This window comes from Lentzea sp., assembly GCF_036380075.1.
Taxonomy (GTDB): domain Bacteria; phylum Actinomycetota; class Actinomycetes; order Mycobacteriales; family Pseudonocardiaceae; genus Lentzea.
Map to the genome: position 1 here is coordinate 1 of NZ_DASVFL010000303.1, position 14,347 is coordinate 14,347.

Below are 14,347 nucleotides of genomic sequence, written 5' to 3' on the forward strand. Positions count from 1 at the left end.
GCCGGGTGAGATGCCGTCGTCGGTGAACGTGCCGCGGTGGCCGCCCGCGTCCACGCCCTGCACGCACACGACGTCCGCGCCGATCTGCTGGGCCTGCCGCGCCTCGCTCGGCGTGGTGACCGTCACGACGATCGTGGACCCCGCCGCGTGCAGCCGCCGCACGTCGTCGTGGTCGGGCAGCCCGAAGGTGAACGACACCACCGGGACCCGCAGCGCCAGCACCAGTTCGAGCTTGGCGGAGTAGTTGTCGTCGTCCCACCGCGGCTCGCCGGGCACCGCGCCGACCTTGTCCGCGTAGGCGGTGATCCGCTGCACGTAGGACGAGATGTCCGCGGTCGACCGCGTGCCGGGCACGAACAGGTTGACCCCGAACGGTTTTGCGGTGAGCTCGGTGGTGCGGACGATCTTCTCCGCGAGCTGCTCGACGGTGAGGTACCCGGCCGCGAGGAACCCGAGGCCGCCGGCTTCGTTCACGGCGGCGACCAGCTCGGGGGTGGACGCGCCACCCGCCATGGGCGCGGCGATCACGGGCACGGCCAGCGTGGGGAACATGAGCACAACCTAGTTGGACAGGGCAGTGGATGCCCGGCGAAGCCCCTGTGTCGTCGCCGACGCGGGGCTACTCCGAACGGACGTCGGTGTCACGTCCATTGTGGACGTGACACCGACCCGTTTCCATCATCTAGGGCAGGGAGTCCAGATGAGGGGCAACGGTGTTCGCGAACTGCCAGTTGTTCGAGGCGTCCCAGTTGATCGACCACGTCATGGCGCCGCGGATCGACGGCCAGGTCGTGCTCGGCTTGAACGTCCCGCAGTTCGTCCCGCGGGCGAGGCAGCTGAGCGCGTTGTTGACGTTGGACGGCGCCTGGTAGCCACCGCCGGCGCCGGACGGCGACGCGGGCAGACCGAGGCCCACCTGGTCGGCGCGCAGGCCGCTCTGGAGCTGGATGCACGCGAGCGCGGTCAGGAAGTTGACCGTGCCCTGGCTGTAGACCTGCTGGTCGCAGCCGAGCATCGACCCCGAGTTGTAGTACTGCATGTTGACGATCGTCAGGATGTCCTTGGTCGCCAGCGCGAGCTTGAAGTACTCGGCGTTGACGTTCTGCATGTCGATCGTCTGCGGCGCCATCGTGATGACCTTGCCGCCGCCGTTGTAGATGTCGCGCAGCGCCTGACCCATGTACTGGGCGTTGACGCCGTTCTCCAGGTCGATGTCGACGCCGTTGAAGCCGTAGGAGGAGATCAGCGACTTCACGCTGTTGGCGAAGTTCGTCGCCGCGGTGGAGTTGGCGACGCTGATCGTGCCCTTCTCACCGCCGACGGAGATGATCACCTTCTGGCCGCGGCTCTGCACGGTCTTCACGTCGGCGCGGAACTGCGCGTCGGTGTAGCCGCCGAGCTGGCTGCTCAGGCCGGGGTCGAGGTTGAACGCGACCTGGCCCTGCGTGGCCGTCGCGTCGGCGAACGAGACCGCGATGATGTCGTAGGTGGTGGGCACGTCCGCCAGGCGCAGAGCGCGCGCACCGTTGTAGAAGTTCTGCCAGTAGCCCGTCAGGACGTGCTTGGGCAGACCGGTGTTCGGCGGGTTGCCAGTCGTCGTCGTGGTGGTCGTGGTCGTCGTAGTGGTGGTGCTCGACGACGTCGTGGTGGTCGTCGGCGGCGTGCCGGGACCGTCGAGGCTGAAGTCGTCGGCGAAGTACGCGGGCTGGCCGTACCAGCCGTGCACGTAGATCGTGACACTGCTGGCGCTGCCGGAGTTGAAGTCGACGGTGAGCTGGCTGAAGCCGCTCGTGCCCGGCGTCCAGGTGTTCTTCTCGACACCGCCGGTGACACCGAGGTAGACGTAGCTGCCCTGGACGTACGCGCTGAGCTTGTAGGCCGTGTTCGGCTGCACGCTCACGGTCTGCTGGCACCGCGCGTTGCTCTGCCCGACCGGCGCGCCCTGCAGCGCGTACGAGCCGGTGCGCTTGGTGGCGTTCGTGACGCTCGTGCCCTCGGTGCAGGTCCAGCCGCCGAGGTTGCCGGCCTCGAAGCCGCTGTTGGCCGCGAGGTTCGCCGCCGCGGCGCTGCCGGTGATCACCAGCACCAGACCGGCGCAGGCGACGAACGCGGACAGCAGCGCTACGGCTGCCCGTCTGGTTTTGGACATGGTCCACCTCCACACACTCATGCGGCGACCATGTTGTGAGTGGACTAAAAATGGACTAGACCACTGCGTCCGGTCAAGTCCTGGATTAGCTTGATGTCCGTGTTCACCCTCGAAGACGCCATCGCGATCGCCACCTCGGCCCACGACGGGCAGGTCGACAAGTCGGGCCGGCCGTACATCGGACACCCGTTGCGGGTCATGGGATCCGTGTCCGGCGAGCACGAGCGGATGGCCGCCGTGCTGCACGACGTCGTCGAGGACACCGCGGTGACCGCGGCGGACCTGCTGGAGCGCGGCTGCCCGGCCGTCGTCGTCGACGCCGTCGTGGCCCTGTCGCACCTCCCGGACGAACCGCAGGAGGACTACCTGCGCCGCGTGGCCGCGAACCCGTTGGCACGCACCGTGAAGCACGCGGACATCGCCGACAACCTCTCCCCCGCCCGCATCGCGCGCCTGGACGAGGCGACGCAGGAGCGCCTGAAGGCCAAGTACGCGCGGGCCCTGAGGTTGCTCGACGAGTACGTGAGCTAACTCGCCTTCTTCATCGGTACAGACCTCGTGAGCAGGGTGTATTATCGAAACGTAACCAAGATTGGAAGGACACGATGACCCGCCACGACCTGTCCGTGAAGTCCCTGCGCTCGAGCCTGGCCTCCCGCCGCGCTGCTCGCGTCAAGCGCCAGAGCCTGGAGCGGCAGTTGGCCAGCTACACCACCGAGAGTGACCGACTGGAGCTGGACGCCATCCTCTCCCGCCACCCGGCGGAGGAGACCGGTGAGCTCCGTTCGATCATCAACCGCCAGGCGATGGACCGCCTCCTGCGTTCCGCCTGACGTACATCCCCTTGGGCCACCCCGGCAACGATGCCGAGGGTGGCCTTCGCGTTTCTAGAACAACCGCTTGAGCGTCAGCACGTTGTCCTTGCGGGTCTCCTCCTGGCCCTCCGGCCCCACCAGCGGCCGTTCCACCACCTCGTCGGTGATGATGATCCAGTTGTCCGCGAGCTTCAGGTGGTCGAGCACGTCCTTGGTCGTCGGGAAGTAGTAGTCCTGGTGCGGCGACCACGACGGCGCCCCGGCGTGCCCGCCGATGACCAGGTGCCCACCGGGAGCCACGGCGTCGGACGCGCGCTTGAGGATGCTGTTGCGCTCCCCGTCCTCCTCGACCGGCGAGTGCAGGAACTGCGCGCTGACGAGGTCGTACACACCGTCGGGGAACGTGGCCTTGAGGTCGTGCCGTTCCACCGAGATCTCCACGCCGGCGTCGTGCGCGTGCTTCAGCGCCCGGTCCAGCGCCACCTGCGACACGTCGACCCCGAGCACCCGCCAGCCCCGCTTCGCCAGCCACACGGCGTCGCCGCCCTCGGCGCACCCGACGTCCAGCGCGCTGCCGGGCGCGAGGCGTTCGACCTCGCGCACGAGCAACGGGTTCGGCCTGCCGGACCAGACCTGGTCCCGCTCCGAGTAGAAGGTCTCCCAGAACTCCTGTGCTGTCGTCATGGCACCAAGGTGCTCCCACCCGTGCGAAAACGGCAAACTACGTTGCCGGATTGGCAACGCCCGGTCCGGGCAGCAGGTCGACGTCGCCGGCGTGCATCGGCTCGCCGCACCGGTCGCAGCGCAGTGCGACGTCCGCGATCTCCCCGCACGCGTGGTGCCGGTAGAGCACGGGCGGTCCCGCCTCCCCCGCGAGCCACCGGTCACCCCAGCCCTTCATGACCATCAGCAGGTCGACCAGCTCCGCGCCCTTGCGCGTGAGCACGTACTCGTACCGCGGGCGCTGGTCGTACGGCCGCCGTTCGAGCACCCCCTGCGCCACGAGGTGGTTCAGCCGTTCCGTGAGCACCTTGCGGGAGATCCCGAGATCGGTCTGCAGCTGCTCGAACCGGGTCATCCCTGCCCACACGTCCCGCAGGATCAGCGGCGACCAGGGTTCGCCGATCACGTCGAGCGTGCGCGCGATCGAACACGCCATCCCGCTGAAGCTCGTGCGCTGCATGAGCCCACCCTAGCAACTCGGGGTTCCCTGAAGGAACTCAAGCCTGCTACGGTTCCCGGAGTCTCTTGAGGGAACTCGGAGGAATGACATGAGCAAGGTGATCAGCGCCCACTCGGTGTCGGTCGACGGCTACATCACCGGCCGCGACCCCCGTCCCGGCCACGGCCTCGGCGACGGCGGCGTGCTGTTCGACTGGTACTTCGGCGGTGACACCCCGAGCCGGCAGTTCGACGGCTTCACGCTCAGCGGGGCGAGCGCCGAGGTGTTCGACTTCCACGCCGGACGCCTCGGCGCCGTCGTCGCCGGTCGCACCACCTTCGAGGACTCGGACCGCTTCGGCGGCGGCAGCCCGCACCCGAACGCGGAGCTGGTCCTGCTCACCCGCCGCCCAGCCGACCTCACCGAGCGCCAAACGCTTGCCGGCACGATCGAGGACGCCGTCGCGAAGGCCCGCGAGCTCGCCGGCGGCAAGGACGTCGGCCTGATGGGCGGCGGTGTCCTGAACGCGGCACTGCGCGCCGGACTGGTCGACGAGGTGGTGCTGCACCAGGTCCCGGTCCTGCTCGGCCACGGCCGCCCGTTCTTCCAGGAGCTCCCCGCGCACATCGGCCTCAGCCTGGTCGACGTCGTCCCGGCCCCCGGCGTGACGCACCTCCGTTACGAGGTCGCGCGATGAACCCCGACCTGCGCGCGGTGCTCGACGGCACCCCGATCGCCCACCTCGCCACCGTGCTGCCCGACGGCGCGCCGCACTCCGTGCCGCTGTGGATCGGCACGCACGGCGACCACATCGCGATCCTCACCGGACCGGCGTCGCGCAAGGCCCGCAACCTGCGCCGCGACCCGCGCCTCGCGATCTCGCTGACGCACCCGGACAACCCGTTCCAGCCCATCAGCCTGCGCGGCCGCGTGGTCGAGTGGCTGGAGGGCGACGAGGCGTGGGAGATCATCGACCGGATCGCCGAGAAGTACCTCGGTGGGCCCTACCCGCGCGAGGACGACCGGGTCGTCGCGCTCGTCGAGCCCACCGCGTGACTCAGCCCAGCAGCGAGATGTCCAGCCGTCCGTAGTGGAACTCGCGCACGGCGATGACGAGCTCGTCCACCGTGAGCACGCCGTCGCCGTCCAGGTCGATGCGGTCGAACGCGGCGTCGGAGGCGGCGTCGCTCAGGCCCACCGCCGAACCGAGCCAGCGGCGCAGCTCGACCTTGTCCACCAGGCCGTCGCGGTCGGTGTCGCACAGGTCGGCGATCGCGGAGATGGTCGGCCGCAGCAGGTCGTCGAAACCCTCGTCGCCGCGGTCGAACATCAGCCGCTGGTTCGCCGCGAGGTACTGCTCCAGGGTCATCGCGCCGCCGGGTCCCACGCCCGCCGCCTCGGCCTGGCGCCGGTGGAGGACGACGAGCGCCTCCATGACGGCACGGCCGCGGCCGCTGTTCAGGGTCTCGCCGAACGCGGCGACGATCCGCCGCGCCTCCGCCTCGTAGTCACCGCGGCCGATGAACCCGTCGCCGTCGGCGTCCCACTTCTCGAAGCGCCGGACGTCGTTCTCATGGCTCACAACAGAAGTCATGACCACCGACGTTAGGCAACGCGCCGGGACGCCGACAGTCGCACGACCTGATGAACCTGCTTCGCTCAGAACAGGGTCGCGGGTTCGACCGGTTCGGGCTCGGGCAGTGCCTCGAGGTCGGGTACGAGCGCGCGCACCTCGTCGTGGAACCGGCGGGCCAGTGCCGGTGCGTCGTGGTTGCCGGGGGTGTGCAGGAACACCGTCGGCGTCCTGCCCTCCCGCAGCCAGCCGGCGACCACCTCGGTCCACGGCCGCCACCCCTCGACCGTCTCCTCCTCCGAGTCGCGGCCCAGGTAGCGGACGACCGGCTCGCCGGTCAGCGCCCGTGTCCGCCGCGGCAACCGCGGTTTCCTGTCCCAGGCTTCCCGCTCGTCCTCGCTGGTCGGCGGGCTCTGGAAGAGGACCTCGGTGTCGAACGGCACCCACTCGGCGTCCACACCGGCGAGCGCGCCCTCCAGCAGCGACGTCGCCCTGCCGTCGGTGAAGAACAGCGGGTGGCGCACCTCGACGGCACGCCGGAGGCCGGCGGGCAGCCTGCGCAGGAAGCGGACCAGGGAGTCGACCTCCGCCGGGCCGAACGAGCCGGGCAGCTGCGTCCACAGGACCGCGCGCTCGCCGAGAGGCTCGACCGCGTCCAGGAACGCCCGCATCTCGGTCTCGACGCCGGTCAGGCGCCGCTCGTGCGTGACGGTCTTGGGCAGCTTGACCACGAACCGGAAGTCGGGGCCGGTCTGCTCCGCCCAGGCGGTGACGGTCTTCCTGGCGGGCGTCGCGTAGAACGTGGTGTTGCCCTCGACGGCGTTGCACCAGCCCGCGTAGGCCCGCAGCCGCTCCCCGGCGGGAAGCGACTGCGGCAGGTACCTCCCGAGCCACGCCTTGTGGTTCCACATCGCGCAGCCGACATGAAGACGTGCCACCGAAGCTACTTCTTGCCCTTCGGCTCGTCGGTGGACAGCGCGGCGACGAAGGCCTCCTGCGGCACCTCGACGCGGCCGACCATCTTCATGCGCTTCTTACCTTCCTTCTGCTTCTCGAGCAGCTTGCGCTTGCGGGTGATGTCACCGCCGTAGCACTTGGCCAGCACGTCCTTGCGGATCGCGCGGATCGTCTCGCGGGCGATCACGCGGGCACCGATCGCGGCCTGGATCGGCACCTCGAACTGCTGCCGGGGGATGAGCTCACGCAGACGGGTCGCCATGCGCGTGCCGTACGCGTAGGCGTAGTCCTTGTGCACGATCGCGCTGAACGCGTCGACCGTCTCGCCCTGCAGCAGGATGTCGACCTTGACGAGCTCCGCGTCCTGCTCGCCGGCCTCCTCGTAGTCCAGCGACGCGTAACCGCGGGTGCGGGACTTCAGCGAGTCGAAGAAGTCGAAGATGATCTCGCCGAGCGGCATGGTGTAGCGCAGCTCGACGCGGTCCTCCGACAGGTAGTCCATGCCGCCGAGCTGGCCGCGCTTGGACTGGCAGAGCTCCATGATCGCGCCGATGTAGTCGGACGGGGCGATGATGGTGCACTTCGTGACGGGCTCGTAGACCTCGGCGCGCTTGCCCTCCGGCCAGTCGGACGGGTTCGTCACGACGTGCTCGGTGCCGTCCTCCATCACGACGCGGTACACGACGTTGGGGGCCGTGGAGATCAGGTCGAGGCCGTACTCGCGTTCGAGGCGGTCGCGGGTGATCTCCAGGTGCAGCAGGCCGAGGAAGCCGCAGCGGAAACCGAAGCCCAGCGCCGCGGACGTCTCCGGTTCGAACGTCAGCGCGGCGTCGTTGAGCTGCAGCTTCTCCAGCGCCTCGCGCAGCTCCGGGTAGTCGGAGCCGTCGACCGGGTACAGGCCCGAGTAGACCATCGGGCGCGGTTCGCGGTAGCCGGCGAGCGGCTCGGTGGCGCCCTTGCGCTCGGACGTGACGGTGTCGCCGACCTTGGACTGGCGGACGTCCTTCACGCCGGTGATCAGGTAGCCCACCTCGCCGACGCCGAGGCCGCGGGACGGCTTGGGCTCCGGCGAGACGATGCCGACCTCGAGGATCTCGTGGGTGGCGCCCGTCGACATCATCTTGATGCGCTCGCGCGGCGTGATCTTGCCGTCGACGACGCGGATGTAGGTGACGACGCCGCGGTAGGTGTCGTAGACCGAGTCGAAGATCATCGCGCGGGCCGGGGCGTCGTCCGCGCCGACCGGCGGCGGGACCTGCTTCACGACCTCGTCCAGCAGCGCCTCGACACCGAGACCGGTCTTCGCGGAGACCCGCAGCACCTCCTCCGGCTCGCAGCCGACGATGTGCGCGATCTCCTTGGCGTACTTGTCCGGGTCCGCGGCGGGCAGGTCGATCTTGTTCAGCACCGGGATGATGGTGAGGTCGTTCTCCATCGCCAGGTACAGGTTCGCGAGCGTCTGCGCCTCGATGCCCTGAGCGGCGTCGACCAGCAGCACGGCGCCCTCGCAGGCCTCCAGCGCGCGGGACACCTCGTAGGTGAAGTCGACGTGGCCCGGCGTGTCGATCATGTGCAGGACGTGGTCCTGCCCCTCGACCTGCCACGGCAGGCGCACGTTCTGCGCCTTGATGGTGATGCCGCGCTCGCGCTCGATGTCCATGCGGTCGAGGTACTGAGCGCGCATCGCCCGCGCTTCGACCACGCCCGTGAGCTGCAGCATGCGGTCGGCCAGCGTCGACTTGCCGTGGTCGATGTGCGCGATGATGCAGAAGTTCCGGATGAGCTCCGGAGGCGTGAAGGTCGTGTCGGCGAACGTGGTCAAGGCAGTCCTCAACAGGAAATCGGACGGGTGTCCCCTTATGGTCCCATAGAGGCCCCGGTGCTCTGCACCACTAGGGTGCGTCCCGTGCAGATGAACGGTGAGGACCCCCGCCCCGCGAAGGGCGCGGTCCGTGAAATCTACGACGCTGCCGGCGCCGCGAAGCTCGCCTACGAGCCCTCGGTGGACGGCGATGCCGACCCCGGCGAGGTCGTCTGGGCCTGGGTGCCCTACGAGGAGGACGCGAACCGCGGCAAGGACCGCCCGTTGCTGGTCGTGGGCCACGCGAACGGCGACCTGATCGCGTTGATGCTCTCCTCGAAGGAGCCGCGCGACGACTACCTGGAGCTGGGCTCCGGTGCCTGGGACCGCGAGGGCCGGCCGTCCTACCTGCGGCTCGACCGGGTGTTCGCGCTCGACTCCGACGACGACATCCGCCGCGAGGGCGCCGTGCTGGCGCCCGCCGCGTTCGGCGAGGTCGTGGACGCGCTGCGCGAACGCCACGGCTGGCGCTGACGGTCAGTCCCGCGACGACAGGGCCTGGGTGCCGAGGACGGTGAGCAACGCGAGGCGCTCGGCGTCCTCGGTCCCGGGTTCCGCCGTGTAGATCATGATCCGCAGGTCGCTGCCCGCCACGGTCATGACGTCGCAGTCGAGCGTCACGTCCCCCACCCGCGGGTGCTCGATGGTCTTGCGGGCGGCGACGTGCCGTCCGACGGCGCCGGCCTCCCACAGCTCGGCGAACCGCTCGCTGTGCGCCCGCAGCTCGCCGACCAGCCGCTGCAGCTGCCCGTCCGCCGGGTAGCGGGCGGCGGCGGCCCGCAGGTCGGCGACCTGGGCGACCTTCAGCGCGTCCAGCTCCTCCGGCGACTGCCGCGCCCGGCTGCCCCCGCTCACGAACGTGCGCCACACGCCGTTGCGCTCGTTGCCGCGCACGCCGGTCGGGTCGCCCATCAACGCCGCGTACTCCTGGTTCGCCACCAGCAGCGTCCAGCACGCGTCGAACACCGCGACGGGAGTGCCGGCCAGCCGGTCCAGCATGCGTTGCACGCTCGGCGTGACGTGTGCTGGCACCATCGCCGCTCCCGGCGGCACGAGCTCGGCGAGCCGGAACAGGTGCTCGCGCTCGGCCGCCGACAGCCGCAGCGCCCGTGCGAGGGCCTCGACGACCTGCGACGACGGGTTGGACGCCCGTCCCTGTTCGAGGCGCGTCACGTAGTCGACGGAGATCCCGGCCAGGCTCGACAGCTCCTCCCGCCGCAGCCCCGCGGCACGGCGATGCGACCCCTCGGGAAGTCCCGCCGCCTCGGGCGAGAGCCGGTCCCGCCAGCGGCGCACCGCCCGTCCGAACTCCGTCGCAGCCACGACCCCGATTGTGCCGCCCGGCCCGGCGACGTGCCTGGTACCGGCAGTCCCAGGAAGACCGGTCGACTGGCTGGTCCTCTCGGGCCGGACGAACCTGGGGTGCATGACGACGACATTGATCACCGGGGCCAACAAGGGCCTCGGTTTCGAGACCGCCCGCCGCCTGATCGAGGCAGGTCACACCGTCTACCTGGGCAGCAGGGACTCCGGACGCGGACGCGAGGCGGCCGAGCGGCTGGGTGCGCGCCTGGTCGTCCTCGACGTCACCGACGACGCGTCGGTGGCCGCCGCCGCCAAGGCGGTCGAGGCCGACGGCGGGCTCGACGTGCTGGTCAACAACGCGGGCGTCGAGGGCCGGACCGAGGACGGCGGCATCGTCAGCGCCGCGGACACCACCGGCGAGACCATGCGCACGATGTTCGAGACGAACGTGTTCGGGCTGGTGCGCGTCACGCACGCGTTCCTGCCGCTGCTGGCCCGGTCCGCCGCGCCCGTCATCGTGAACGTGAGCAGCGGCCTGGCCTCCGTGACCGCCGCCAGCACCCCGGGTTCGCCGACCCACTTCTACCCCGGCGTGGCGTACCCGGCGTCCAAGACGGCGGTCAACATGGTCACCGTGCAGTACGCCAAGGCGTTCCCCGACATCCGGATCAACGCCGTGGAACCCGGCTACACCAAGACGGACCTCAACGCGAACACCGGCGTGCAGACCGTCGAGGAGGGCGCCGAGATCATCGTGCGCATGGCGCAGACCGGTCCCGACGGCCCGACCGGCGGCTTCTTCTCCGCGCACGGCCCGCTGCCCTGGTGAGCCTCAGGCGAGCCGCGTGATGTCCACCGTGACCTCCAGCGCGGTCGCCGCACCGCCGGAGTAGATGCCCTTCAACGGCGCGACGTCGGCGTAGTCGCGGCCGAGCGCCACCCACACGTGCCGCGGCCCGACCGGGATGGCGTTGGTGGGGTCGTAGCCCCACCAGCCCCCGGTCCACGCCTCGATCCACGCGTGGGACTCGCCGCGCACGGTCTCCCGCAGCGCGCCTTCTTCCTTCGTGTGCAGGTAGCCGGACACGTACCGCGCCGGAATCCCCATGCCGCGCAGGAGGACGAGGCTCAGGTGCGCGAAGTCCTGGCACACGCCCTTGCGTTCGTGCCACGCGTCGACGGCCGACGTGTGCACACCCGTCGACCCCGGCTGATACGTGAGCTGTTCCCACACCCATTGCGATGCGGCCAGCACGGCCTCCGACGGCGACTTGCCCCTCTTCAGCTCACGCGCCTTGGCCAGCAGTTCGCGGTCGCGCGGCGTGTAGCGGGTGGGTTCGAGGAACTCCGTGTACCGGTCGAGGAGGTTCTCCTCGCGCATGTCCGCCCACGTGCCGGTGGTCACCGGTTCGATCTCCGAGCTCGTCTCCACCACGGACGACGCGACGACCTTCAGTTCCGTGTGCGGTGCGTGCAGGTCGAACGACGTGACCTCGGTGCCCCAGTAGTCGGTGTAGCGGAACGCACGGGTCGCGGGACTCGTCTCGACGCGGGACACCACCACGTTCTGACGGCGGTCACCGCGCGGGGTGAGCCGTGCCTCGTTGTACGACTGCACAACAGGCGCCTCGTAGACATAGCCCGTCGTGTGCACCACACGCACTCGCCAACTCATGGTCAGCCCACCTCGGTGTTGGTCCAGGCGACCCACGGCGCCACGTGGAAGTATTGCTGCGACACGGCCTCACCGACGTCACGGACCGTCTTCTGCAGTGCGGCAAGGCGTTTCGGCAGGTCGTCGAGCAGGTCGTGCGGGCGCAGGAACTCGAGCTCGCTGCGCGCCTTGCCGAGCAACCGCAGCGCCTCGGCCCGTGCACCCACTCGCACCGACGGCTGGTCGTCCAACTGTTCCAGGCACGCCTCGGCCTGCCGCAGTGCGTGGAACACCGACCGCGGGAACAGCCTGTCCAGCAACAGGAACTGCACCACGCGCGACGCGTCCAACGCGCCGCGATAGGTCCGCAGGTACGTGTCGTGGGCGCCGGCGGAGCGCAGAACCGTGACCCAGCCGGGAGAAGACGCCTTGTCGCCGACCCGTGCGAGGAGAAGGCGGACGATCATGTCGACGCGCTCGACCGACCGTCCCAGCACGAGGAACCGCCACCCGTCGTCACGGGACATCGTCGAGTCCGCCAGTCCCGCGAACATCGCCGCGCGTTCCTCGACGAAACTGAAGAACGCGTGTGGTCCCATCGTGCGCGCGTAGGTCTCCCGTTCCGCGACGGCGTTCCACATCGCGTTGAGGCACTCCCACATCTCGGTCGACACGACCTCGCGCGCACCACGGGTGTTCTCACGCGCGCTGTTGACCGACGACACGATCGAGCTCGGGTTGTCCTTGTTGTACGCCACCAGTTCCGTCAGCGACCACACGTCGAACTGGTCCGCGCCTGCCGGCGGCGTGATGCCGAGGACGGTGAGGAGCTGCCGCGAGGTGGCGTCCGGGTCGACGGTCGCGTCCTCCAGCAGCTGGTGGACCGAGACGTCGAGGATGCGCGCCGTGTCGTCCGCCCGTTCGACGTACCGGCCGATCCAGTACAGCGACTCCGCGTTGCGTGCCAGCACTCCGCGCCTCCTCTACTGCTGCTGTTGTTGCTGTTGCTGGGAAGTCGTCAGCTCCGGCCCCTGCTCGGCCGCCGCGACCTCCACGTCGGACGGTCCGGCGAGGCCGGGCTCCGCGAGCTCACGCTCCTGCGTGGACGACTTCGCCGCGAGCACCCAGGTGTCCTTGGACCCGCCGCCCTGCGACGAGTTGACGATCAGGCTGCCCTCCGGCAGCGCGACGCGGGTGAGACCGCCCGGCAGGACGAAGATGAAGTTGCCGTCGTTGACCGCGAACGGCCGCAGGTCGACGTGCCGCGGCGCGAGCTTGTCGCCCACCTTGGTCGGCACGGTGCTCAGCTGCACGACGGGCTGCGCGATCCACCCGCGCGGGTTGGTCCTGATCCGCTTGCGCAACGAGTTCAGCTGCTTGGCCGTCGCGTCCGGCCCGAACACGATCCCGTACCCGCCGGAGCCCTCGACGGGCTTGACCACGAGCTCGTCGAGCCGGTCGAGCACGTGCGTGCGTTCGTCCTGGAGCCAGCACCGGAACGTGTCGACGTTGGGCAGCAACATCTTCTCGCCGAGGTAGTACTGCACGATCTCGGGCAGGTAGGTGTAGACGAGCTTGTCGTCCGCCACCCCGTTGCCCACCGCGTTGGCCACGACGACGTTGCCCGCCCGTGCCGCGTTCAGCAGGCCGGCGATGCCCAGCACCGAGTCCGGCCGGAAGTGCACGGGGTCGAGGAAGTCGTCGTCGATGCGCCGGTAGATGACGTCGACCTGGCGTTCGCCCTCGGTCGTGCGGAGGTAGACGAAGTTGTCGCGGCAGAACAGGTCCCGCCCCTCGACCAGTTCCACCCCCATCTGCCTGGCCAGCAACGAGTGCTCGAAGTAGGCGGAGTTCGCGAGTCCCGGCGTGAGCACGACGACGTTCGGGTCAGCCGCATTGGGTGCCGCCGCGTTGCGCAGCGCCCTGAGCAGGTGGATCGCGTAGTCACCCACCGCGCGCACGCGGTGTCGTGCGAACAAGTCGGGGAGCACCCGCGCCATCGTCCGGCGGTTCTCCATCACGTAGGAGACGCCCGACGGGCACCGCAGATTGTCCTCGAGCACCCGGAACGTGCCCTGCTCGTCGCGGACGAGGTCGACGCCGGCGACGTGGATGCGCACCCCGTTGGGCGGGCTGATGCCGGCCGCCTCCCGGTGGAAGTGTTCGCAGCTCGTGATGAGGCGCCGCGGCAAGACTCCGTCGCGGACGATCTGGGCGTCGCCGTAGATGTCCGCGAGGAACATCTCCAGTGCCCGCACCCGCTGCACGATGCCCTTCTCCAGCTTCGACCACTCGCTCGCGGTGATGATCCGCGGGATCAGGTCGAGCGGGAACGGCCTCTCCTGACCGCTCAGCGAGAACGTGATCCCCTGGTCGACGAACGCCCGTCCCAACGCCTCACTGCGCGCGTTCAGGTCGTTGACCTGCGACGGAGCCACCGACTCGTACAGCGCGCGATAGGCGCTCCGCACTCCGTCGTCGGTGGAGAACATCTCGTCGTAGGCGTCGGCGTGCGGCCGCTGCGGGTCGAGGTAGCCGTTGAACAACGCACCGAGCCTCGGCGTGGTGACCGTGCGGCTGCGGCGCAGTCCTGAGGTGCGGGCTCGGTGGTCCATGGTCCACATCTTGACCCCAGCTGCGCCGTTCGCGCACTAGTTCGTCCGGACAAGAAACTTCCTGGAAACGAACTCGGCGCGCCACCGCAACGGCCAGCACACACGTTTGAACACAAAAAAGCCCTGCGGGGAGCGCTTGTGGCGCTCGACCCGCAGGGCAAATTAAGTTCGGCGGCGACCTACTCTCCCACACCGTAACCAGTGCAGTACCATCGGCGCAGAAGGGCTTAACTACCGGGTTCGGAATGGGACCGGG

General features: G+C 69.6%; 17 protein-coding genes and 1 rRNA gene. 6 read left to right on the forward strand and 12 right to left on the reverse strand.

The window, feature by feature from the left end; all coding sequences use genetic code 11:
* Both VF330_RS31930 and VF330_RS31935 read right to left on the reverse strand, forming a co-directional pair.
* Positions 1–552 (reverse strand): nitronate monooxygenase (locus VF330_RS31930; RefSeq protein WP_330855421.1); only part of this gene is annotated, 552 nt, incomplete at its 3' end.
* 130 nt (positions 553–682) lie between these two features.
* Complete coding sequence (locus VF330_RS31935; RefSeq protein ID WP_330855422.1) at positions 683–2,149, reverse strand: chitinase; 1,467 nt, start codon at positions 2,147–2,149, stop codon at positions 683–685.
* Positions 2,150–2,248: 99 nt separating this feature from the next.
* Between VF330_RS31935 and VF330_RS31940 the strand changes: the two genes are divergently transcribed.
* On the forward strand, positions 2,249–2,680 hold the full coding sequence (locus VF330_RS31940; protein WP_330855423.1) for a phosphohydrolase: 432 nt from the start codon (positions 2,249–2,251) through the stop codon (positions 2,678–2,680).
* Positions 2,681–2,754: 74 nt separating this feature from the next.
* A complete protein-coding gene (locus VF330_RS31945; RefSeq protein ID WP_330855424.1) occupies positions 2,755–2,982 on the forward strand; it encodes a hypothetical protein in 228 nt (75 codons plus the stop codon).
* A 54-nt stretch (positions 2,983–3,036) separates the two neighbouring features.
* Here VF330_RS31945 and VF330_RS31950 read toward each other — a convergent pair whose 3' ends face one another.
* On the reverse strand, positions 3,037–3,648 hold the full coding sequence (locus VF330_RS31950; protein ID WP_330855425.1) for a class I SAM-dependent methyltransferase: 612 nt from the start codon (positions 3,646–3,648) through the stop codon (positions 3,037–3,039).
* 37 nt (positions 3,649–3,685) lie between these two features.
* The gene (locus VF330_RS31955) at positions 3,686–4,147 is read right to left on the reverse strand and encodes a helix-turn-helix domain-containing protein (protein WP_330855426.1); all 462 of its coding nucleotides are present in this window, start codon (positions 4,145–4,147) and stop codon (positions 3,686–3,688) included.
* An 88-nt stretch (positions 4,148–4,235) separates the two neighbouring features.
* On the opposite strand from VF330_RS31955, the gene VF330_RS31960 reads away from it, so the two are divergent.
* Together VF330_RS31960 and VF330_RS31965 are read left to right on the forward strand one after the other, a co-directional pair.
* Positions 4,236–4,823, forward strand: a complete 588-nt coding sequence (locus VF330_RS31960) for a dihydrofolate reductase family protein (protein ID WP_330855427.1) — start codon at positions 4,236–4,238, stop codon at positions 4,821–4,823.
* Positions 4,820–5,182 (forward strand): PPOX class F420-dependent oxidoreductase, encoded by a 363-nt coding sequence (locus VF330_RS31965; RefSeq protein ID WP_330855428.1) that lies wholly within the window; start codon positions 4,820–4,822, stop codon positions 5,180–5,182. Before VF330_RS31960 ends, VF330_RS31965 begins: the two co-directional genes overlap by 4 nt.
* A gap of 1 nt (position 5,183) precedes the next feature.
* Here VF330_RS31965 and VF330_RS31970 read toward each other — a convergent pair whose 3' ends face one another.
* The 3 genes from VF330_RS31970 to lepA form a co-directional block, all read right to left on the reverse strand.
* Positions 5,184–5,720: an EF-hand domain-containing protein gene (locus tag VF330_RS31970; RefSeq protein ID WP_330855429.1), complete on the reverse strand. Its 537-nt coding sequence runs from the start codon at positions 5,718–5,720 to the stop codon at positions 5,184–5,186.
* A 65-nt stretch (positions 5,721–5,785) separates the two neighbouring features.
* Positions 5,786–6,610: a DUF72 domain-containing protein gene (locus VF330_RS31975; RefSeq protein ID WP_330855435.1), complete on the reverse strand. Its 825-nt coding sequence runs from the start codon at positions 6,608–6,610 to the stop codon at positions 5,786–5,788.
* 32 nt (positions 6,611–6,642) lie between these two features.
* The gene (lepA, locus tag VF330_RS31980; RefSeq protein ID WP_330855436.1) at positions 6,643–8,478 is read right to left on the reverse strand and encodes a translation elongation factor 4; all 1,836 of its coding nucleotides are present in this window, start codon (positions 8,476–8,478) and stop codon (positions 6,643–6,645) included.
* 90 nt (positions 8,479–8,568) lie between these two features.
* Here lepA and VF330_RS31985 point away from each other — a divergent pair, with 90 nt between their 5' ends.
* On the forward strand, positions 8,569–8,991 hold the full coding sequence (locus VF330_RS31985; protein WP_330855437.1) for a type II toxin-antitoxin system PemK/MazF family toxin: 423 nt from the start codon (positions 8,569–8,571) through the stop codon (positions 8,989–8,991).
* 3 nt (positions 8,992–8,994) lie between these two features.
* Here VF330_RS31985 and VF330_RS31990 read toward each other — a convergent pair whose 3' ends face one another.
* A complete protein-coding gene (locus VF330_RS31990; RefSeq protein ID WP_330855430.1) occupies positions 8,995–9,840 on the reverse strand; it encodes a helix-turn-helix transcriptional regulator in 846 nt (281 codons plus the stop codon).
* Between the two features lie 103 nt (positions 9,841–9,943).
* Here VF330_RS31990 and VF330_RS31995 point away from each other — a divergent pair, with 103 nt between their 5' ends.
* The gene (locus tag VF330_RS31995) at positions 9,944–10,651 is read left to right on the forward strand and encodes an SDR family NAD(P)-dependent oxidoreductase (RefSeq protein WP_330855431.1); all 708 of its coding nucleotides are present in this window, start codon (positions 9,944–9,946) and stop codon (positions 10,649–10,651) included.
* A gap of 3 nt (positions 10,652–10,654) precedes the next feature.
* On the opposite strand, the gene VF330_RS32000 is transcribed toward VF330_RS31995, so the two are convergent.
* From VF330_RS32000 to rrf, 4 genes are all read right to left on the reverse strand, one after another.
* Positions 10,655–11,497: a transglutaminase family protein gene (locus VF330_RS32000; RefSeq protein WP_330855432.1), complete on the reverse strand. Its 843-nt coding sequence runs from the start codon at positions 11,495–11,497 to the stop codon at positions 10,655–10,657.
* Between the two features lie 2 nt (positions 11,498–11,499).
* Positions 11,500–12,447: an alpha-E domain-containing protein gene (locus VF330_RS32005; protein ID WP_330855433.1), complete on the reverse strand. Its 948-nt coding sequence runs from the start codon at positions 12,445–12,447 to the stop codon at positions 11,500–11,502.
* 12 nt (positions 12,448–12,459) lie between these two features.
* Complete coding sequence (locus tag VF330_RS32010; protein ID WP_330855434.1) at positions 12,460–14,091, reverse strand: circularly permuted type 2 ATP-grasp protein; 1,632 nt, start codon at positions 14,089–14,091, stop codon at positions 12,460–12,462.
* A 166-nt stretch (positions 14,092–14,257) separates the two neighbouring features.
* Positions 14,258–14,347, reverse strand: a 5S ribosomal RNA gene (gene rrf / locus VF330_RS32015); the annotation flags it as partial.

Coding starts and splice junctions, on each gene's coding strand:
- VF330_RS32010 (WP_330855434.1), bottom strand. CDS start 14,091: ATGGACCACCGAGCCCGCACCTCAGGACTGCGCCGCAGCCGCACGGTC.
- VF330_RS31955 (WP_330855426.1), bottom strand. CDS start 4,147: ATGCAGCGCACGAGCTTCAGCGGGATGGCGTGTTCGATCGCGCGCACG.
- VF330_RS31970 (WP_330855429.1), bottom strand. CDS start 5,720: ATGACTTCTGTTGTGAGCCATGAGAACGACGTCCGGCGCTTCGAGAAG.
- VF330_RS31975 (WP_330855435.1), bottom strand. CDS start 6,610: ATGTGGAACCACAAGGCGTGGCTCGGGAGGTACCTGCCGCAGTCGCTT.
- VF330_RS31995 (WP_330855431.1), top strand. CDS start 9,944: ATGACGACGACATTGATCACCGGGGCCAACAAGGGCCTCGGTTTCGAG.
- VF330_RS31950 (WP_330855425.1), bottom strand. CDS start 3,648: ATGACGACAGCACAGGAGTTCTGGGAGACCTTCTACTCGGAGCGGGAC.
- VF330_RS31965 (WP_330855428.1), top strand. CDS start 4,820: ATGAACCCCGACCTGCGCGCGGTGCTCGACGGCACCCCGATCGCCCAC.
- VF330_RS31935 (WP_330855422.1), bottom strand. CDS start 2,149: ATGTCCAAAACCAGACGGGCAGCCGTAGCGCTGCTGTCCGCGTTCGTC.
- VF330_RS31985 (WP_330855437.1), top strand. CDS start 8,569: ATGAACGGTGAGGACCCCCGCCCCGCGAAGGGCGCGGTCCGTGAAATC.
- VF330_RS32000 (WP_330855432.1), bottom strand. CDS start 11,497: ATGAGTTGGCGAGTGCGTGTGGTGCACACGACGGGCTATGTCTACGAG.
- VF330_RS31945 (WP_330855424.1), top strand. CDS start 2,755: ATGACCCGCCACGACCTGTCCGTGAAGTCCCTGCGCTCGAGCCTGGCC.
- VF330_RS31960 (WP_330855427.1), top strand. CDS start 4,236: ATGAGCAAGGTGATCAGCGCCCACTCGGTGTCGGTCGACGGCTACATC.